Origin of the sequence: Leucobacter manosquensis, from assembly GCF_018304845.1 — a bacterium.
Lineage (GTDB): Bacteria > Actinomycetota > Actinomycetes > Actinomycetales > Microbacteriaceae > Leucobacter > Leucobacter alluvii.
On the sequence record NZ_JAFEVO010000001.1, the window covers coordinates 362,067 to 379,567 of the forward strand.

The following is a 17,501-nucleotide window of genomic DNA, read 5'->3' on the forward strand; positions in this document are numbered from 1 at the left end:
TGGATCGGACAGTGTTTCGGGATGCCGCACTCATCGGCGGATCAGTCGTAGCGGCCCTCGGCCGCCCACGTTCCAGTGCTGAAGACCAGCAACCAGGCGTCGCCATCGGCGAGCTGCACTTGCACGCGGAAGCGCGCGGGAGCCCCCTCCCACCACCGCTCCCGTACAGCCCAGGGCGGCGACCAGGCCGCTACGGGAGCGTCGAACTCGGTTGCGGCAACCCGCAGGTGGACGGGGTCCGCCGTCAGCAGATCGTCCGCATCGATCCCGACCGCCGTGCCTGACGAATCGAGGAGTGCTGCCGGCACCAATTCGGGAAACACGCGGCTGGGCGCGGGGCCGGTGAGTGCTCCGGGCCAGGGCCCGGATGCCGAGGCTCGTGCATGAGGGCGTTCGACGCGCGTGGTGCTCCAGGGGACGAAGCGCTGCCGATCCGCCAGGAGGCGCCCGCCCGCGAGCGCGATCGTTCCGACGCCGGTGTGCCCGAGACGGCTCTGTGCGCGACTGAGATGGTGATGCACCCGCTCGTCGGGCTCCGTGCTCCACAGACCGGGTTCGTGGGCGGCGACGTGATCGGTGTGCACCGGTGTGATGCGCACCCTGGTCACTCCGGCACCACCGCGCTCAGTCTGCTTGGCCGCTGACGCAGCCTGCCAACGGATGCGGCCGATGGTATCGGCCGGCGTGAAATGCCTGGGGTGAGCCCATTCGCGCTCGTGCTGCGCCCCGACATCATCGGTGAGCTCGACGCGCAGCGCAGTGCACACCAGACGATCCTCCGTCAGCCCGCCGATGAACCGTTCTGCCAGAGCGCTGCACGCGAATGCCAGTTGATCGGCAGCGTCGATCGGAGTGTCGAACGACAGCTCCACCGAGAGCTCGCGAACCGGTTGCCGCGGGCGCACCTCGGCGCCGTGGCCGGCGCCGGAGGCCGACGCGCGCCGGTGCGCAGCCAGACCCTGCGGCCCGAAGCGCTGGCGTACCGCATCCTCGGGGAGTGCGGCCAACGCGCCGAGCGTGCGGATGCCGAGCCCCTGCAGCGTCTCGGCAAGACCGGCCTCCGCAGCTCTGGAGACCGGGAGCGGGGAGAGGAATGCGGGTGAGGCGCCCGGCGCGACGATGCGGAGTCCCGCGGCCGGGGCAGAGATGCCCGGGTCGGTCGACGCCGAGCGCGCGACCTGCTCGGCGGTGAATCGACCGTCCGCGATCCCGACGCGAGCATCGGGAAGCCCCAGCTGTTCGGCGAGCCGCAGCACTGCGACTCCGGCGGGGGTCTCCCCGCCGTAATAGCGAGACGGCCCTCGTGACCGCATGGCGCAGAGACCGGGCCGCACCACCTCGACGCCCGGTACGAGCTGTTCGAGCGCCGCTGCGATGGGGGCGAACCGTCGCTCATCGGTCTCGGGGTCATGCGGATACACGGCGAGTTCGGGGCAGCGCGTCTGCGCTTCGCGTTCTCGGAGACCGGTGCGGACGCCGTCCCTGCGGGCGGCTGCGGAGCAGGCGACCACGAGGCGGTTGGCGATGAGTGCGAGCGGAGCATCCAGGGACAGCCCATCGGCCCCGTCGTCGCGGAGGAGAGCGTGCACGGGCCAGTCGGGAACCCAGAAGACGAGGGTGCGATCCGCGATCATGGTGCGCCCAGACGCCTGACGGGAGCGGTGCCGGGAGCAACGACGGCCCCGTGCTGGAATCGGACGGTGTGCCGCCGCGCACCGAGGCGATCCTGCGATTGCACCACCAGCTCGCGATTCGCGAGCATCCCGTGACCGTGACCCAGTCCGTTCCACCGCGAAGCGGTGACGTGCAGCGTGGATTCCGGGCGCGGCCACTCGCCCGAGACCACCAGTGCCGCATCGTGCTCGCGCAACCGTGCTGAGATGCGCTCGGCTTCGCCGGGACTCGGCCGGGAGGGCGGGGTCAGGAGCAAGACGGTGAGCACTTCGGCGAGCGCGCCGGTGAGTCCCAGCGCATCCTCGCCGGGATGCGGGATGACGACGCACCGATCGAGTGCGATGCCGAGTGCAGCGGCGGCTTCCGCTCCGAACGATGCGTCACCGATCACGCCGCACCATGCCCCAGAAGCCGACGCCTCTGCGAGCATCGCGAGCGCCAGTTGCCGTGACCCCCGCACGGCGTAGCTCGCCCCCATCCGCAATGATCCACCTGGAAGCAGCGGACGCAAGCCCTCCAGTGTGGGGAGTACGCGCGCGTCGAGTCGCACCGGCTGCATCTCGGAGATGCGCTGCTGCAACGAGCGGACGGTCGCGGGGGAGTTCATGGAGGTATATTCGAACATATGTTCGAATAAGTCAATCTCGTGGCCGCTGGCGCGTCGCGCTGAAACCACGGCTCGAATCCTGCGTTGCGGACGGCGTAGGATGGACGGGATGAACGAGGACGAGCTAGACGATTACGAGCGCGAAGCCGAACTGTCGCTGTTTCGCGAGTACCGCGACATCGCGAGCCAGTTTCGCTACGTCGTCGAGACCGAACGGCGGTTCTATCTTGCGAACGATGTCGACCTGAAGCGACAGGATGCGGGAAGCGACTTCTACTTCGAGCTCTCCATGACCGATGTCTGGGTGTGGGATGTGTACCGCGCCGATCGTTTCGTGAAGTCGGTGCGCGTGCTCACGTTCAAAGACGTCAATGTCGAAGAGCTGTCTGCTCGCGAGTTCTCCTTGCCGCAGGAGCTCGCGCTCGACGAATAGCCTCGTCTGCCGGCGGTCTCCGCTCACATCGCACTGATTGCGTGCGAACCTCTCACTTCTCCACAAGCCGTGGCGCACTCGCTCCTCGCCCTCCTCATCGCGCCCATGCTGAGGTGCCAGGAGGTGCATCATGGAGCGCACAACAGCACGCACGCACGGCACGCAGAGAGGTGTTCCCGGAGGGGAGACGCCTCTCCGAAACCGCACGCTCGGTGCTCGCGGCGAGGCGATCGCCGGCGAGTACCTCGAAGGGCTCGGCTGCCGGATCGTCGACCGCAACTGGCGAAACCGCCACGGGGAGCTCGACCTCGTCGTCACTGATCACGGCGTCGTCGTCGCGGTGGAGGTGAAGACCCGCAGCGGCGACGGCTACGGCACCCCGCTGGAGGCCATCACCGCGCGCAAGGCGGCGCGGTTGCGCCGGTTGCTCCTGGATTGGGTTCGGGTGCATCAGCAACCCGCCTCCGGACTCCGCATCGACGCGGTCGGCATCATTCTGCGCGCCGGCACCGCACCCCACATCGACCATCTGCGCGGGATCTCATGAGCGGGATCGTGTGCCGAGCAGCGTCCATCGCACTCACTGGGCTCCAGGGCACCACCGTGATGGTCGAATCCGCCATCTCGCAGCAGCTCCCTGGGATCGCCATCATCGGGCTCCCCGACGCATCGCTGGCGGAAGCGAAACTGCGCGTGCGCACCGCGACCTCGCAGGCGGGTATGCCGCTTTCCAATCGGTTCATCACGGTGAATCTCGCCCCGGCATCGCTCCCCAAGCACGGCTCCGGATTCGACCTCGCAATCGCGCTCGCCGCGCTCGCCGCATCACGCCACCTCCCGGCGACCGGTCTCGCCGACGTCGCCCATCTGGGCGAACTGGCGCTCGACGGTGCACTCCGCAGGCCGGCCGGGCTGCTCTCCTCGGTGGCCGCTGCGCGGAATCTCGGATTCCTCCGAGCCATGGTGCCCGAGTCGTGCGCCGCTGAGGCCGCGCTCGTTCCCGGCATCGAAGTCATTGCGGTGCCCGACCTCGCCAGTGCCGTCGCGTGGTATCGCGGGGAGCAAGGCCGCGGGCGCGCAGTGAGCCCGGAAACGCCGACGACGGCATCAGCGGAGGCCGAGACTCATGACGCCCGCGCGGATATCGCCGACGTCGTTGGGCAGCCGGAAGCGGTCGAAGCGATGGTGATCGCCGCGGCCGGACGGCATCACGTGTCACTGCTCGGGCCGCCGGGAGCGGGGAAGACGCTGCTCGCCACCCGTCTGCCGACGCTGCTCCCCGAACTCGGCGATGAAGCGGCGCTCGAAGCCAGCAGCATCGCGTCACTCGGAGGCTCGCCGTTGCTCCAACTCGTGCGCCGACCGCCGTTCGAGAGCCCGCACCATACGGCGTCGGCTGCATCGATCATCGGAGGCGGGCAGGGCATCGAGATACGCCCCGGGGCGATCACTCGCGCATGCCATGGCGTCCTGTTCCTCGACGAGGCTCCCGAGTTTCCGCGCACGGTGCTCGACGCATTGCGGCAGCCCCTCGAGACCGGGCGGATCGAGATCCACCGCTCCCGCATCCGGACGGTGCTCCCCGCACGCGTGCAACTCGTGCTGGCCGCGAACCCGTGTCCCTGCGGCAATGCCGGATCGCCGGACACCGCGGTGAGCTGTGCATGCACGCCACGGACTCGTATGAGCTACCGGCAGCGCATTTCAGGGCCGTTGGCAGATCGGATCGACCTGCGCCTGACGCTGCACCGCGTGTCGAAGGTGCTCCTCGACGACCCGCATGAGCAGCGGGTGACGAGTTCGCAGCTGCGGGAGCGCGTCGTCAGCGCTCGGGCGATCGCCGCGGAGCGCTGGTCGGGTACCGGGTGGACGGTGAACGCCGAGGTGCCGGGAAGCTGGCTGCGGAGCCAGCGGCTGCGACTCCCTCGGGCTGACACCGCGGTGCTGGATCACGCGCTGGCGCGCGGAGCGTTGACGCTGCGAGGCTACGACCGAGTGCTGCGCGTCGCATGGACCGTGAGTGATCTTGCCGGTGCTGATCGGCCGCGTCGAACGGAAGTCGCTCAGGCGCTCGTGCTGCGCGGAGGTGATCTCGCGTGAACGCGTCGAAGTCGTGCGTACGTGCCGGGGTGGAGGAGCGCTCGGCGCTCGCCGGGCTCGCTCCGGATCAGGACCTGAACGGTGACCGACCGTCCGAGACCGACGGAGGAACGGTCGCGATCTCCGATGTGCTGTTCGCACGGGTCGTGTGGTCCAGGCTCATCGAACCCGGTGACGCGGTAGCCGGCGCACTCATCGGGGCGCTGGGAGCGCCGTCGGCCCTGGACATGCTCGCTGCGACGGATGCGCAGCAACAGCTCGGACGGGCGATGCGCGAGTCAGGGGTCGTCCTGCCTCCCCGAACGCTCTCGGCGGCTGTCGCGCGCTGGCGTCCGCGACTCGACCGCGGCGCGACGCTCACCGACCTCGACCGGGCGCTGGCCGCGGGATTGCGTCTCGTCGCCCCCGAGTCGCCGCTGTGGCCCTCCGCTCTGAACGATCTGGGAGCGCACGCCCCGCAGCTGCTCTGGATGCGCGGCGACGCGACAGTGCTCGCCCACCCCTCGCTCGCCGTCGTCGGAGCACGCGCATGCACCGGGTACGGGACGAGCGTGACCGCCGAGCTCGCTGATGCGGCAGGAACGGCCGGCCTGGCGATCGTGTCCGGTGCGGCGTACGGGATCGATGCCGTCGCTCATCGCGCCGCGCTCGCAACGGGCTCTGCCACCATCGCGATCCTCGCGGGCGGTGCCGATCGAGCCTACCCCGCGGCGCACGCGTCGCTGCTCGACCGCATCGCGGATGGCGGAGCGGTGTGCTCCGAGATGGTGCCGGGCGCCGCCCCCACGCGATGGCGCTTTCTCCAGCGCAACCGATCGATCGCCGCACTCGCCGGGGCCACGCTCGTGACGGAGGCGGGCACGCGCTCAGGGTCGCTCAACACGGCCGGGCACGCGGCCGAACTCGGTCGGAGCCTCGGGGCGGTGCCCGGGCCGGTCACCAGTGCGACGTCAGCCGGCTGTCACCGGCTCATTCGCGAATACGGCGCGACACTCGTGTCGAACGCGCGTGAGCTCCGAGAGTTCCTCGGTCTCGGTGACGCGGCGAGTGAACTTCTCAGCGCCCTCGCCGGTCGTCAATCGGCAGCGCATCGCCGAGTGCTCGACGCGCTGCCGCTACGCGGAAGCCGGAGCGCGGAAGACGTGGCGCTCGCCGCCGGGCTGACCGTCGAGGAAGTCCGCGGAGTCATCGCCGAGCTCGAGATGCTCGAATGCGTTGCTCGCGCTGAGGATGCTCCAGGCGGGCAGCGCTGGCGCCTGCTGCGTCGTGAATGACGTCGAGGGGATCTCACCTGGCCACCCGCGACGGTAGTGGAGCCCGCGCCGTGCGTTCGCAGCGGGCTCAGGCGGCGAGGAGCGGGTTGCGCTGCGCCCACTTGGTGGCATCGTTCTCCTGAAGGGCGACGAGGCCGCGCGGGGTGTACGAGATCGCCATGAGTGCCTTGATCCAAGCGGGATTCAGCTGGGGCGTCTTGCCCCCGCTGAAGCGGAAGGCGATCGGGGAGTGCTCCGAGATCCACACCTCGTGTCGCCCGCTTCCCCGGCTCGCATCAACCGCCCAGCTGAGGAAGAATCCCTCCCGTTTCGCGAGCTTCATCCCGATCACCGTTTTTAGGTGGGCGAGCGTGCGGTCTTCGAACTCGTATTCCCGGCCACCGTGCAGTATGTATCCCATACAAGAAGTATGACATAATTTAAGCAACTGAGAAAGTAACTATTTGAGCGATTCAGAATGAGTGAGGTTGGGCGCGTACAACCCGTCGGGAACTGGCGCCGCAACCCGGTTCCGACCGCGAAGCATCATCGGCGAGGATCCGCATATGGAGAGGCCATACAATCGCTGGAGATTCATCGGTCGCCGTCGCGCGTGGTCGAAATGAAGTTGAACGGTCGTGAGAGCGACCGCATGATCGATGGAGAGGCCGCAATGGATGGCGAAGCCGAGATGTTCCGCTACCTCGTGGACGCGGTGCAGGACTACTCGATCTATCTCCTCTCGCCTGGCGGGCTCGTGACGACCTGGAATTCCGGCGCAGAGCGCATCAAGGGGTACCGGAGAGACGAGATCGTTGGAAAATCCTTCGAGACGTTCTTCACCGGGGAAGACCGGGCCGATGGCTTACCCGCCCGCATCCTCGCATCTGCGAACCGTGACGGCCGGATGGAGACGGAGGGCTGGCGGGTGCGCAAGGACGGGTCGCAGTTCTGGGCCCACGTCACGGTGAATGCAGTGCGGAACGATCGCGACGTCGTGATCGGTTTCGCGAAGATCACGCGAGACGTCACCGTTGCCCGCGAGGCTTCGAATGCGCTGCGCCGCGCAGCCTCCACGGACCCGCTCACCGGGATGTGGAATCGATCTGCGTTCCTCTCGGAACTCGCCCAGTGGTCCGCCGATGCGGCTCCGTTCGCGGTCGCGATCATCGACCTCAACGATTTCAAACGAATCAACGACACGCTCGGGCATGCGGCGGGCGACGAGCTGCTGCGCGCCACCGCCGAGAACCTGCATCGCAGGGAAGAACTCGGCATCGTGACCGCCAGACTGGGCGGGGACGAATTCGCCGCAGCCGCGTTGACGCCCGACCCGCAATCGGTCGAGGACTTCGTCGACGGCGTCACCGATGCCATGCGCGCACCGGTGCGCTTCCACGAGAAGACGAGAACAGTGCCGGCCAGTATCGGGATCGCTCGGTTCCCGGCCGATGCGAGCGACATCTCCGAGCTGCTCGTGCGCGCTGACGCCGCCATGTACGACGCGAAGGAGCGCGGAGCCGACGACGCGATGCGCTACCGCGAGGGCCTGCTCGAGCATTCAGCCTCACGTCGATTCCTCGGACGGCAGATTGTGGGCGCCATCGCACGCGATGAGTTCACCGTGCTCTATCAGCCGCAGTCGTCGCTGAAGGATGCAGCCGTCGTGGGATGGGAGGCCCTCGTCCGGTGGAGGCACCCCATTCTCGGCCTGCTGCATCCGGGGGAGTTCATCTCCATCGCCGAGGCCAACGGCACCATCGTGCAGCTGGGAGAGTGGGTGCTGCGACGCGCGTGCCGAGATGCAGCGGGCTGGGGCAACAGCTCCCGCGTGGCGGTCAACGTTTCAGCGGCGCAACTCACGGACGACCAGTTTCTGGGGTCGGTGACGCGCGCCCTCGAGGAGAGCGGGCTCGAACCCGGCAGGCTCGAACTGGAGATCACCGAATCAACGCTGATCTCGCACCGGAAAGAGGTCGTCTCGACCTTCGAGGAATTGCAGAGGCTCGGCGTGCTCATCGCGCTCGACGACTTCGGGACCGGCTTCTCATCGTTGGACACGCTGCTCTCGTTCGGTTTCGACCGGGTGAAGATCGACCGCTCCGTGCTGTACGAGAGTCTGCAGCCGTCTCGCACCCGCGATGTGCTTCGGGCGATTCTTGCCCTCGGCCACGCCCTGACGGCCACAGTGCTGGTGGAAGGCGTGGAAACCGAACAGCAGCGCGAGATCCTCAAGCTCGAAGGCTTCGACGAGATCCAGGGATTCCTCACCGGCCGACCAGGTGCCGGGCCGTCGGACCCCTCGCAGAGCGAAGACGCGGATGCGCCCGGTGCTCATGGAGCCGGCCGTGACACGGGACTCGAAACGGGACAGATCCTGCTCCCGCGCCCATGACGCCGCAGGCGACGGGACACTCCGCCGATGCGGGGGGCCCGGAGTACGCGAACGACGAGAATGAGACCATGCGATTGTCTACAGCCGTCGAGCGGTTCCTCGCGGCGGTGCAACTGGAGTACGGCTACTCGGAGCACACCGTGCGCGCCTACCAGCGGGACCTCGCCTGGTTCGTCTCATTCGCTGCGGCTTCCGATCGCGACGATCTCGCCTCCTGCGACATCGAGCTCATGCGCGAGTGGCTGTGGCAGCGGCAGCAGCAAGGGCTCGCGGCGACGACCATCGCCCGTAACGTCGCCACACTGAAGTCGTTCGGAGTCTGGCTCGAGCGTTCCCGACTCGTGCCTGGGAACCCCGCATCCCGACTGCGCGCGCCGAAAGCAGGGCGGGATCTTCCTCGAGTCCTCGCCGATGAGCAGATGCGCCGACTGCTCGCGCGCGTCGAGGCACGTGCGACCGTCGAGCATCCCGAATCGCTCCGCGACCATGCCGTGTTCGAGCTGCTGTACGCCGCCGCGCTGCGCGTTTCCGAGCTGTGCACGCTGCCGCTGAGCGGCGTCGACGCGGAAGCCCGCACCGTCCGGGTGCTGGGAAAAGGAGGGAAGGAGCGAGTCGTGCCGTACGGCGGCCCCGCCGCACGCGCTGTGGATTCGTACGCGACGCTCGCTCGCCCCGCGCTGCTCGCCCGCGCCGCGCAGTCGCAGCGCGCTGCTCCGCCCCCGAGCGATCACGGAGCCCTGTTCGTGGGGAGCCGAGGGGGGCGATTGACTCCGAACGCGGTGTACCGCATGGTGGCACGGGAGCTCGGGGAGGAGACGGGAGGAGGCCCGAGGGGGCCGCACACCTTCCGCCACACGGCGGCGACCCATCTGCTGAACGGTGGGGCTGACTTGCGGGTGGTGCAGGAGATGCTGGGGCATTCGAGTCTGGCGAGCACGCAGGTGTACACGCACGTTTCGACGGAGAGGCTGGCGCAGAGCTATCGGCAGGCGCACCCCCGCGCGTGAGAACCGCACCGCCAGCGCTCACCACGGCAGCAGTACGGGTCGGCTGACGAAGTACCGCATCGGATGCACATACGATCCGTCGATACGCACTCCGAGATGCACGCACCGCGCTCCGCAATGCCCGCCCTCGCCGACGGTGCCGATGGGGGAGCCGATGCCCACGGTGTCTCCCTGCCGCACATCGCTGGACACGGGTTCCATCGAGTACACCGTCTGGTCGTCGACGCGCACAGAGATCACGGGTCGGTCCACGACGGAGCCAGCGAAGCTGACCGTCCCGCCCGCGGGCGCCCGCACCACCGCGCCCGTCGGTGCAGCGATGTCGATGCCCCGGTGGCCGGGCCCGTACTCGTGCGGCGGCGCGCGGAATGTCTCGAGGATCACGAAGCCGGGCAGTTCCAGTGGTGGCAGCCAGCGCGCTTCGCCAGAAGCACCCGTCATTGCCGTGGAGTGGGTCAGAGCGAGCCAGAGAGATGCACCGACCATGAGCCAGCGCCCCCGCGGCATCAGTGCGATTCGTGCGTTCATGCAGACATCGTGGACCAACACGTGCTTCGGATGGTCGGTACCAGCGCGGCTGTGAGGAAGTCGCGCGGGTCGTCCGAGAATTGAGTGGTGTGAGCGAATCAAACGGTGACTGCGCTGGTGTACACTGGACCAGCACCTTGCAAGAGGTGACTTCGCGTGCCCACGCATCGGAGTGACGCCAACGGTCCGTGCTCGTATCGAGCGCGGCGGCTGATCCCGAGGGCACCAGGATCTGGTCGCAATCGCGACCGATGTCAACCGTAATAGGCGCGCCCGCGAGGGTGCGCAGAACAGGAGGACGGCAATGGCCGTCGTTACCATGCGCCAGCTGCTCGACAGCGGCGTTCACTTCGGACACCAGACCCGCCGTTGGAACCCGAAGATGAAGCGCTTCATCTTCACCGAGCGCTCGGGCATCTACATCATCGATCTGCAGCAGTCGCTCGGATACATCGATGCTGCGTACGAGTTCGTGAAGCAGACCGTTGCCCGTGGCGGCAACATCCTCTTCGTCGGCACCAAGAAGCAGGCGCAGGAGGCCATCGCCGAGCAGGCGACCCGTGTCAACCAGCCCTACGTGAACCAGCGTTGGCTGGGCGGACTCCTCACCAACTTCCAGACGGTCACCGGTCGACTGGAGCGCATGAAGGAGCTCGAGCAGCTCGACTTCGAGGGCACGACGAGCGGCTTCACGAAGAAGGAGCTCCTCCTCAAGAAGCGCGAACTCGAGAAGCTGCAGAAGTCGCTCGGCGGAATCCGTCACATGGGCAAGACCCCCTCGGCTCTCTGGGTGGTCGACACCAAGAAGGAGCACCTCGCGATCGACGAGGCGAAGAAGCTCGGGATCCCCGTGATCGCGATCCTCGACACCAACTGCGATCCCGACGAGGTCACCTACCCGATTCCGGGCAACGACGACGCGATCCGCTCGGTCGCGCTGCTCACCCGCGTCATCGCCGATGCCGCTGCTGAGGGCCTCATGGAGCGCCACCAGAAGCCGTCGGAGGGTTCCGAGCAGGCCGCTGAGCCGCTCGCCGAGTGGGAGGTCGAGCTGCTCGGCACCGACGCTCCCGCCGCAGAGGCGCCGGCCGCTGACGCTGCCGCTGCCGAGGAGGCACCTGCTGCCGAGGAGGCACCTGCCGCTGCAGAGGCACCCGCAGCGGAAGAGGCACCGGCCGAGGCCGCTGCCGAGACCCCGGCCGCAGAATAATCTCTGACCGTTCACCGAACGACCACTGAAGGAGTCACACATGGCTGCAGTAAGCATGGCCGCTGTGAAAGAGCTGCGCGATCGCCTCGGCGCCGGCATGCTCGACAGCAAGAACGCGCTCATCGAGGCTGACGGAGACGTCGAGAAGGCCATCGAGATCCTGCGTCTCAAAGGCCTCAAGGGCGTCGCCAAGCGCGGCGACCGCGAGGCGAGCGAAGGCCTCGTCGCCGTTCGGCAGACCGAGGGCGCCGCAACGATGATCGAGCTCGTCTGCGAGACCGACTTCGTCGCGAAGAACGAGAAGTTCATCGCTCTGGCGGAGCGCGTGCTCGACGCGATCGTCGCGGCGCAGGCCTCGACCGTCGAGGAGGCCCTCGCGGCCCCCGCCGAGGGCAAGACCGTCGCCGACGTCATCACCGAGGAAGCCGCCATCATCGGCGAGCGCATCGAGGTGCGCAAGCTGTCGCGCGTCGAAGCACCAGCTACCTCGGTGTACCTGCACCAGACCTCGAAGGATCTGCCGCCGCAGATCGGCGTGGTCGTGGGGTACGAGGGCGACGACGCCGAGGCTGCGCTCAGCATCGCGCGTCACATCTCATTCGCGGATCCGCTCTACCTGAGCCGCGAGGATGTGCCCGAGGCCGATGTGGAGAAGGAGCGCGCACTCGTCACGGAGATCTCCAAGAACGAGGGCAAGCCCGAGGCCGCACTGCCGAAGATCGTGGAAGGTCGTCTGACCGCGTTCTTCAAGCAGGTCGCACTCAACGAGCAGGTTCACGCGCTCGACGCAGACAAGCGCGAGGTGAAGAAGGTCGCTGAAGCCGCAGGCATCACCGTCACCGGCTTCGCGCGCTGCAAGGTCGGCGCCTAACCACACACACCGGGACCCGGGCCAGACGGCTCGGGTCCCGTGCTGTGTCCGCACTAATATGGGCTCCGGATGCGATCCGGGCCCGACGACGCTTCCAGCGTCCACGTTCGAAACAAGGAGACACCCCACATGACGAAGACCGCCGATCGTAAGCGTCGCGTACTGCTGAAGCTCTCGGGGGAGGCCTTCGGAGGGGGAACGCTGGGAGTGAACCCAGACGTGGTGAGCCAGATCGCGCGCGAGATCGCCGCGGCGATGGAAGAGGCCGAGGTCGCCGTCGTCGTCGGGGGAGGGAACTTCTTCCGCGGCGCCGAGCTCTCGCAGCGCGGCATGGATCGCGCGCGCGCCGATTACATGGGCATGCTGGGAACCGTCATGAACGCGCTCGCCCTGCAGGACTTCCTCGAACAAGCAGGGATCGAGACGCGGGTGCAGTCGGCGATCACGATGACGCAGGTCGCTGAGACGTACATCCCGCTGCGCGCAATCCGACATCTCGAGAAGGGACGCGTGGTGATCTTCGGGGCGGGAGCCGGCCTTCCGTACTTCTCGACCGACACCGTTGCCGCGCAGCGCGCGCTCGAGATCCAGGCCGATGAGGTGCTGGTCGCCAAGAACGGCGTCGACGGCGTCTACACGGCCGACCCGCGGCAGGACCCGAATGCGACCCTCATCGAGAAGATCACCTACAACGACGCTCTCGTGCGCGGCCTCAAGGTCGTGGACTCGACATCCTTCAGTCTCTGCATGGACAACGGCATGCCGATGCGCGTCTTCGGCATGGAGCCGGCCGGAAACGTGACAGCTGCGCTGCGAGGCGCAGAACTCGGCACACTCGTCCACGCCTGACACCGCCTTGCGGGCGGTGCCCGCTAAGCTGGAAATCCGAGCGTTTTCACTAAGGAGTACACCGTGATCGAAGAAGTCTTCGCCGACGTCAAGGACCGCATGAGCCGTGTGGTCGAATCCGCGAAGGAGAGCTTCGCCACGGTTCGCACGGGGCGTGCGAACCCGTCGCTGCTGCAGAACGTGCAGGTCGACTATTACGGAACCCCGACGCCCCTGTCGCAGCTCGCTTCGGTGCAGAACCAGGATGCTCGGAGTCTGCTCGTGACCCCCTACGACAAGGGCGCGATGAAGGGCATCGAGCAGGCGATTCGCGATATGCCGAACCTCGGTGCGAACCCGTCCAACGACGGCACGGTCATCCGCTTGTCGCTTCCCGAGCTGACGACTGAGCGCCGCAAGGAGTTCGTCAAGATCGTCAAGGGCAAGGCCGAGGATGCTCGCGTGGCGGTGCGCAACGTGCGTCGCTCCGGCAAGGACGACCTGGACGCCCTCAAGGGCGAGGTCGGCGAGGACGAGATCGCTCGCGCTGAGAAGGAGCTCGAGGCGGTCACCAAGCAGTTCATCGAGCAGATCGATGAGGCGTCCAAGCGCAAAGAAGCCGAGCTGCTGGAGGTCTGATCCGGATGGCCGGCTCGGAGAAACGCGACGAGATTCGAAGCGCGCTCGAATCGACTCGCGCGCAGCTCGAAGCGACGAATGCTCGCATCGAGGCTCGAGCCGGCCGCAATCTCGCCTTCGCCATCGCCTCGGGAGTCATTCTCGGCGGGGTGTTCCTCGCGAGCCTGCTGCTGGTGAAGCAGATCTTCATCGTGCTCGTGGCGATCCTGGTCGGGATCGCGCTCGTGGAACTCGCTTCGGCTTTCCGGGTGGCCGGCCGGCGCGTGCCGCGGGTCGGCGTCGTTCTCGCAGGCCTCGTCGTGGTCGCCGGTGCGGCGTTCTGGGGCGCCGAGGGCATGCTCATGGGCCTCTTCGCCGGATCGCTGCTGCTCATTCTCTGGAGGCTGGTCGAAGGGCTCGTGCCGCGTTGGGAGGCGCCGGCGCGGACACTCGTGCGTGACGTCTTCTCCGGCTGGTTCACGCTCGTGTACGTCGCATTCCTGGCATCGTTCACCGTGCTGCTGGTGCTCGCGGAGCATGGCGAGTGGTGGGTGTTCGCGCTCGTTCTGGTCGTCGTCTCGGTCGACGTGGGCGCCTATGCAGCGGGCGTGACGTTCGGCAAGCACAAGATGACCCCCCGGATCAGTCCGAACAAGACCTGGGAGGGCTTCGCAGGAGCTGCGATCGTTGCGGCAGGAGCGGGCGTCCTGGTATCGGTGCTCGCCCTCGGACAGCCCTGGTGGGTCGGCATCATCATCGGCGTCGTGGTGCTCTTCACCGCGACGGGCGGCGACCTCACCGAGTCCCTCATCAAACGCAATTTGGGTGTGAAAGACATGAGTTCCTGGATTCCTGGTCACGGCGGTTTTCTCGATCGCCTCGATTCTCTGCTGCCGTCCGCGGTGGGCGTCTACGGCGTCGCGCTCGCGCTGGGAGTCGTGTGATGGCGCGGCGCTCTCAGCCGGCGGACACGGCTTCCGTGCAGAATGGTCGGGTGCACACCTCATTCCCGCTCGCGACGGGCTCGCAGCTCGGCTATCAGCCGGAGCAGGTCGACCGCTTCCTGAACGATGCCCGCTCTGCGTACGAAGGTGTGACGGAAGGCGAGGCGATGACCTCCGCCGCGGTGCGGAGCCGCGCCTTCGCGGTGAAGCGCGGCGGGTATTCGGCGCGATACGTTGATGCGGCGATGGATCGCCTGGAAGAGGTGTTCTACGAGCGGGAGCGGCGTGCGCGGGTACGCGCAGCGGGCGAGGACGCCTGGTGGGATGAGACCCGCCAACTGCTCTCGGAAGTGCGCGGACGCATCAATCGTCCGCGAGGCAAGCGGTTTCGGCGTCGTGGGATGTTCGCGACGGGGTACCGCCGGTCTCAGGTCGATGCGTTCCTCGATCGCGTGTCGGAGATGTTCGAGCGCCGTGAGCTCGCCCTGCAGCCCGCAGAGGTGCGCGACGTCGTATTCCATTCGCAGTGGCGCGGGTACGACGAAGAACAGGTGGACGCGCTGCTCGACGCCGTCGTCGAGTTGATCCTTGCCACCCGCTAGCGCTGGTGCATCGGGTTTCGGGACGATCCGCTCCTCCCGGTTGTTGATTCGACGCTGCCGAGATAGAATCGTTACATTGTGGCTATCGTGAAGTTTGCTCCCGTCTCCCGTTGGTCGAAGCTTCGAGCTCCGGTCGCGGTGCTCGCGGTATCCGGGTTCCTGGGTGCAGCGATCGTCGCTCCGTTCGCGATGCCGAGCGAGCCGGCCGACGCGGAGACGCTGGCGTTCCAGGAGCGCATCCATCAGGAGTTCATTCCGGCGACCACGGCTGAAGCGGATCTCGTCTACACCGAGGTCGGCGTCGTAGAGCTGCCGGATCCCGAGGAGGTTCGGAAGAAGCAAGAGGCGAAGCGGGCGGCCGACGCGGCGAAGGCCGCGAAGGAAGCGGAGGAAGCCGCGAAAGACGAAGCCGAGGCGGGGGGCGCCCCAGCTTCGGATGCCCCCGGGGCTCCGCCGAAGTACACGGGCGGCGGCTCACCGGCGGAGTGGATGGCGGCTGCGGGAATTCCGGAGTCGGACTGGGGCTACGTCGATTACATCGCCTCACGTGAGAGCACGTGGAATCCGAATGCCACGAACGCGAGCTCCGGAGCATGCGGGCTGATTCAGGCCCTTCCGTGCAGCAAGGTTCCCGGCAACGGATACGATCCGGTCGACAATCTCCGGTGGGCTTCGGGCTACGCTGCTGATCGCTACGGGGGATGGGCTCAGGCGTACGCGTTCTGGACCGCCAACCACTGGTGGTGATCGGGCGTCATGGCGAAGCGCCGGGGCCCGAACAAGTATCAGCGAGCGGCGCTCGCCCCGCAGGTTGACGTGACGCGTCTCGCTCATGGGGGTGCCAGGACCGAATCCCGAGCCGGAACCGAGTGGTTCGTTCGCGACATCCCGTCACAGCGCGCTGAGAAGGCCTACCTGTGCCCGTCATGCCGCATCGAGATCCCTCCGGGGCAATCCCACGTCGTAGCCTGGCGGGCCGACGATTTCTTCGGCGACGAGGCGGCGGTCCGGGATCGCCGTCATTACCACGCGCACTGTTGGCGACTTACTTGAGACCGAGCACACCGAGCATCGGCCTTCGCCGATCTCACTGAACTAGAACAAGGTCGGTGGTGCGACGATCTGCGGCGCATCGACCACGGGTGATGGGGGAGTCCGCGAGGCAAGGCCCGGGCCCTGATCCGGCTGGCGGCCCGTCTGGAACGCCGTCGCGGCAGCGCGGGCGCGGAGATCCGCGGCCTCGTTGAGCGGGTGCCCGGCATGACCCTTGACCCACTCGAACGAGACGTCACGTCCTGACATCGCAGCGTCGAGGCGTTCCAGCAACTCGCGATTGAGGACGGGTTTTCCGTCTGCCTTCCGCCAGCCCCGTCGCTTCCATCCGGCCATCCACTGCGTCACGGAATTGATCACGTACTGGCTGTCGCACAGGATGCGCAGGGGCTCTTCTGCGCGGTCCGATGTCGCAGTGAGGAGGTCGAGCACCGCCATCAGTTCGCCCTGGTTGTTCGTGGCGCGCGGCCAGCCGCCTGCCCGCCACTGCTCGTCGTCGACGTACCAGGCCCAACCGGCGGGGCCTGGGTTTCCGAGTGCCGAGCCGTCTGCCGCTGCCGTAAGTGCCATGGCTTCTATCCTGCCAGAGCGCAGGCGCCGACCTGGATAGGCTGGTGGCATCAGCTTGGAGTGAAGGGTGAACGGCATGGTGGAGATTTCGAGCAATACCGTCTTGCGAGCGCGTCGCGAGAATGTGGAGCTGCATACTGCCGACGGGCTCACACTCTACGGAGAGCTCGCGCTTCCTGCGGACCGCGAGCCTCGAGCCACACTCGTCACCCTGCACCCGCTCCCGACGGCCGGCGGGTTCATGGAATCCCACATCATTCGGAAGGCCGCGAATCGGCTTCCCGAGCTGGCCGACCTCGCGGTCCTGCGATTCAATACGCGCGGCACCTCATCCCCCCGCGGCACCAGCGAGGGAGAATTCGGCGACGGGGTGTCCGAGGAGCACGACGTAGCGGCGGCGATGGCCTTCGTCGCGGAACGAGGGCTGCCGAATCCCTGGCTGCTCGGGTGGTCGTTCGGAACGGAGCTCGCCTTGAAGTACGGCCTTGCGCATCCGATAGCGGGGGCGATCCTACTGTCTCCGCCGCTCCACCGTGCGACAGCGGATGACGTCGCGGCATGGCAGCAGGCCGCACCAGAACTCGTCGCGCTGATCCCGGAGTTCGACGACTACCTGCGCCCGGCGGAGGCCGAGCAGCGCTTCGCGAGCGTGCCGCGGATGACGCTCATACCGGTCGAGGGCGGTCGGCACCTGTGGGTGGGGGAGAAGCAGACGCGCCGAGTGCTCGACGAGGTGGTCTCAGCAGTCGGCACTGCAGCCGCTCCGCTTGCGACCGTCGTCGAAAAGGAGCGGCTGCAGCGCTAACGC

The 17,501-nt window shown here is 67.4% G+C and carries 20 protein-coding genes; 15 read left to right on the plus strand and 5 right to left on the minus strand.

What is annotated here, in order from left to right:
- Positions 1 to 41: 41 nt before the first annotated feature.
- Positions 42 to 1,634, minus strand: coding sequence for a DNA polymerase Y family protein (locus tag JSQ98_RS01675; RefSeq protein WP_200329307.1), 1,593 nt, complete (start codon positions 1,632 to 1,634; stop codon positions 42 to 44).
- Positions 1,631 to 2,281 (minus strand): hypothetical protein, encoded by a 651-nt coding sequence (locus JSQ98_RS01680; protein ID WP_090149651.1) that lies wholly within the window; start codon positions 2,279 to 2,281, stop codon positions 1,631 to 1,633. The genes JSQ98_RS01675 and JSQ98_RS01680 overlap by 4 nt, the downstream gene beginning before the upstream one ends.
- A gap of 109 nt (positions 2,282 to 2,390) precedes the next feature.
- Between JSQ98_RS01680 and JSQ98_RS01685 the strand changes: the two genes are divergently transcribed.
- The 4 genes from JSQ98_RS01685 to dprA all read left to right on the plus strand — a co-directional run bounded on the left by JSQ98_RS01685 (position 2,391) and on the right by dprA (position 6,088).
- Positions 2,391 to 2,714 (plus strand): DUF2469 domain-containing protein, encoded by a 324-nt coding sequence (locus JSQ98_RS01685; protein ID WP_090148195.1) that lies wholly within the window; start codon positions 2,391 to 2,393, stop codon positions 2,712 to 2,714.
- Between the two features lie 130 nt (positions 2,715 to 2,844).
- Positions 2,845 to 3,261, plus strand: coding sequence for a YraN family protein (locus JSQ98_RS01690; protein ID WP_200329305.1), 417 nt, complete (start codon positions 2,845 to 2,847; stop codon positions 3,259 to 3,261).
- Complete coding sequence (locus JSQ98_RS01695) at positions 3,258 to 4,814, plus strand: YifB family Mg chelatase-like AAA ATPase (RefSeq protein WP_211648083.1); 1,557 nt, start codon at positions 3,258 to 3,260, stop codon at positions 4,812 to 4,814. The genes JSQ98_RS01690 and JSQ98_RS01695 overlap by 4 nt, the downstream gene beginning before the upstream one ends.
- The gene (dprA, locus tag JSQ98_RS01700; protein WP_211648084.1) at positions 4,811 to 6,088 is read left to right on the plus strand and encodes a DNA-processing protein DprA; all 1,278 of its coding nucleotides are present in this window, start codon (positions 4,811 to 4,813) and stop codon (positions 6,086 to 6,088) included. Before JSQ98_RS01695 ends, dprA begins: the two co-directional genes overlap by 4 nt.
- Positions 6,089 to 6,155: 67 nt before the next feature.
- Here dprA and JSQ98_RS01705 read toward each other — a convergent pair whose 3' ends face one another.
- Positions 6,156 to 6,488 carry a DUF7882 family protein gene (locus JSQ98_RS01705; protein WP_090148237.1) on the minus strand — a complete coding sequence of 111 codons (333 nt, stop codon included), beginning with the start codon at positions 6,486 to 6,488 and terminating at the stop codon, positions 6,156 to 6,158.
- 201 nt (positions 6,489 to 6,689) lie between these two features.
- Here JSQ98_RS01705 and JSQ98_RS01710 point away from each other — a divergent pair, with 201 nt between their 5' ends.
- Entirely contained in the window at positions 6,690 to 8,462 is a 1,773-nt protein-coding gene (locus JSQ98_RS01710) for a putative bifunctional diguanylate cyclase/phosphodiesterase (RefSeq protein WP_249290888.1), read from the plus strand.
- 68 nt (positions 8,463 to 8,530) lie between these two features.
- Positions 8,531 to 9,469, plus strand: a complete 939-nt coding sequence (locus JSQ98_RS01715; protein WP_211648087.1) for a tyrosine recombinase XerC — start codon at positions 8,531 to 8,533, stop codon at positions 9,467 to 9,469.
- A gap of 18 nt (positions 9,470 to 9,487) precedes the next feature.
- Here JSQ98_RS01715 and JSQ98_RS01720 read toward each other — a convergent pair whose 3' ends face one another.
- On the minus strand, positions 9,488 to 9,997 hold the full coding sequence (locus JSQ98_RS01720; RefSeq protein ID WP_200329295.1) for a murein hydrolase activator EnvC family protein: 510 nt from the start codon (positions 9,995 to 9,997) through the stop codon (positions 9,488 to 9,490).
- Positions 9,998 to 10,301: 304 nt separating this feature from the next.
- Here JSQ98_RS01720 and rpsB point away from each other — a divergent pair, with 304 nt between their 5' ends.
- The 8 genes from rpsB to JSQ98_RS15555 all read left to right on the plus strand — a co-directional run bounded on the left by rpsB (position 10,302) and on the right by JSQ98_RS15555 (position 16,123).
- Entirely contained in the window at positions 10,302 to 11,207 is a 906-nt protein-coding gene (rpsB, locus tag JSQ98_RS01725) for a 30S ribosomal protein S2 (RefSeq protein ID WP_200329293.1), read from the plus strand.
- 40 nt (positions 11,208 to 11,247) lie between these two features.
- A complete protein-coding gene (tsf, locus tag JSQ98_RS01730; protein WP_090148248.1) occupies positions 11,248 to 12,078 on the plus strand; it encodes a translation elongation factor Ts in 831 nt (276 codons plus the stop codon).
- A gap of 129 nt (positions 12,079 to 12,207) precedes the next feature.
- Positions 12,208 to 12,927, plus strand: a complete 720-nt coding sequence (gene pyrH, locus JSQ98_RS01735) for a UMP kinase (RefSeq protein ID WP_090148250.1) — start codon at positions 12,208 to 12,210, stop codon at positions 12,925 to 12,927.
- A gap of 63 nt (positions 12,928 to 12,990) precedes the next feature.
- A complete protein-coding gene (frr, locus tag JSQ98_RS01740) occupies positions 12,991 to 13,545 on the plus strand; it encodes a ribosome recycling factor (RefSeq protein WP_090148253.1) in 555 nt (184 codons plus the stop codon).
- A 5-nt stretch (positions 13,546 to 13,550) separates the two neighbouring features.
- Positions 13,551 to 14,468: a phosphatidate cytidylyltransferase gene (locus JSQ98_RS01745; RefSeq protein ID WP_211648090.1), complete on the plus strand. Its 918-nt coding sequence runs from the start codon at positions 13,551 to 13,553 to the stop codon at positions 14,466 to 14,468.
- A 50-nt stretch (positions 14,469 to 14,518) separates the two neighbouring features.
- Complete coding sequence (locus tag JSQ98_RS01750) at positions 14,519 to 15,070, plus strand: DivIVA domain-containing protein (protein WP_346728700.1); 552 nt, start codon at positions 14,519 to 14,521, stop codon at positions 15,068 to 15,070.
- A gap of 78 nt (positions 15,071 to 15,148) precedes the next feature.
- Positions 15,149 to 15,817, plus strand: a complete 669-nt coding sequence (locus tag JSQ98_RS01755; RefSeq protein ID WP_090148261.1) for an aggregation-promoting factor C-terminal-like domain-containing protein — start codon at positions 15,149 to 15,151, stop codon at positions 15,815 to 15,817.
- Positions 15,818 to 15,826: 9 nt separating this feature from the next.
- Positions 15,827 to 16,123 carry an ATP/GTP-binding protein gene (locus JSQ98_RS15555; protein ID WP_488153836.1) on the plus strand — a complete coding sequence of 99 codons (297 nt, stop codon included), beginning with the start codon at positions 15,827 to 15,829 and terminating at the stop codon, positions 16,121 to 16,123.
- Between the two features lie 42 nt (positions 16,124 to 16,165).
- Here JSQ98_RS15555 and JSQ98_RS01760 read toward each other — a convergent pair whose 3' ends face one another.
- Positions 16,166 to 16,693 (minus strand): ribonuclease H family protein, encoded by a 528-nt coding sequence (locus JSQ98_RS01760; RefSeq protein WP_211648094.1) that lies wholly within the window; start codon positions 16,691 to 16,693, stop codon positions 16,166 to 16,168.
- Between the two features lie 76 nt (positions 16,694 to 16,769).
- On the opposite strand from JSQ98_RS01760, the gene JSQ98_RS01765 reads away from it, so the two are divergent.
- Positions 16,770 to 17,498 (plus strand): alpha/beta hydrolase, encoded by a 729-nt coding sequence (locus JSQ98_RS01765; RefSeq protein ID WP_211648096.1) that lies wholly within the window; start codon positions 16,770 to 16,772, stop codon positions 17,496 to 17,498.
- Positions 17,499 to 17,501 lie beyond the last annotated feature (3 nt).

Excerpts from the sequence above, each read along its gene's own strand:
- JSQ98_RS01675 (WP_200329307.1), bottom strand. The coding sequence starts at position 1,634 with ATGATCGCGGATCGCACCCTCGTCTTCTGGGTTCCCGACTGGCCCGTG.
- JSQ98_RS01680 (WP_090149651.1), bottom strand. The coding sequence starts at position 2,281 with ATGAACTCCCCCGCGACCGTCCGCTCGTTGCAGCAGCGCATCTCCGAG.
- JSQ98_RS01685 (WP_090148195.1), top strand. The coding sequence starts at position 2,391 with ATGAACGAGGACGAGCTAGACGATTACGAGCGCGAAGCCGAACTGTCG.
- JSQ98_RS01690 (WP_200329305.1), top strand. The coding sequence starts at position 2,845 with ATGGAGCGCACAACAGCACGCACGCACGGCACGCAGAGAGGTGTTCCC.
- JSQ98_RS01695 (WP_211648083.1), top strand. The coding sequence starts at position 3,258 with ATGAGCGGGATCGTGTGCCGAGCAGCGTCCATCGCACTCACTGGGCTC.
- JSQ98_RS01705 (WP_090148237.1), bottom strand. The coding sequence starts at position 6,488 with ATGGGATACATACTGCACGGTGGCCGGGAATACGAGTTCGAAGACCGC.
- JSQ98_RS01710 (WP_249290888.1), top strand. The coding sequence starts at position 6,690 with ATGAAGTTGAACGGTCGTGAGAGCGACCGCATGATCGATGGAGAGGCC.
- JSQ98_RS01715 (WP_211648087.1), top strand. The coding sequence starts at position 8,531 with ATGCGATTGTCTACAGCCGTCGAGCGGTTCCTCGCGGCGGTGCAACTG.
- JSQ98_RS01720 (WP_200329295.1), bottom strand. The coding sequence starts at position 9,997 with ATGAACGCACGAATCGCACTGATGCCGCGGGGGCGCTGGCTCATGGTC.
- rpsB (WP_200329293.1), top strand. The coding sequence starts at position 10,302 with ATGGCCGTCGTTACCATGCGCCAGCTGCTCGACAGCGGCGTTCACTTC.
- tsf (WP_090148248.1), top strand. The coding sequence starts at position 11,248 with ATGGCTGCAGTAAGCATGGCCGCTGTGAAAGAGCTGCGCGATCGCCTC.
- pyrH (WP_090148250.1), top strand. The coding sequence starts at position 12,208 with ATGACGAAGACCGCCGATCGTAAGCGTCGCGTACTGCTGAAGCTCTCG.
- JSQ98_RS01745 (WP_211648090.1), top strand. The coding sequence starts at position 13,551 with ATGGCCGGCTCGGAGAAACGCGACGAGATTCGAAGCGCGCTCGAATCG.
- JSQ98_RS15555 (WP_488153836.1), top strand. The coding sequence starts at position 15,827 with ATGGCGAAGCGCCGGGGCCCGAACAAGTATCAGCGAGCGGCGCTCGCC.
- JSQ98_RS01760 (WP_211648094.1), bottom strand. The coding sequence starts at position 16,693 with ATGGCACTTACGGCAGCGGCAGACGGCTCGGCACTCGGAAACCCAGGC.
- JSQ98_RS01765 (WP_211648096.1), top strand. The coding sequence starts at position 16,770 with ATGGTGGAGATTTCGAGCAATACCGTCTTGCGAGCGCGTCGCGAGAAT.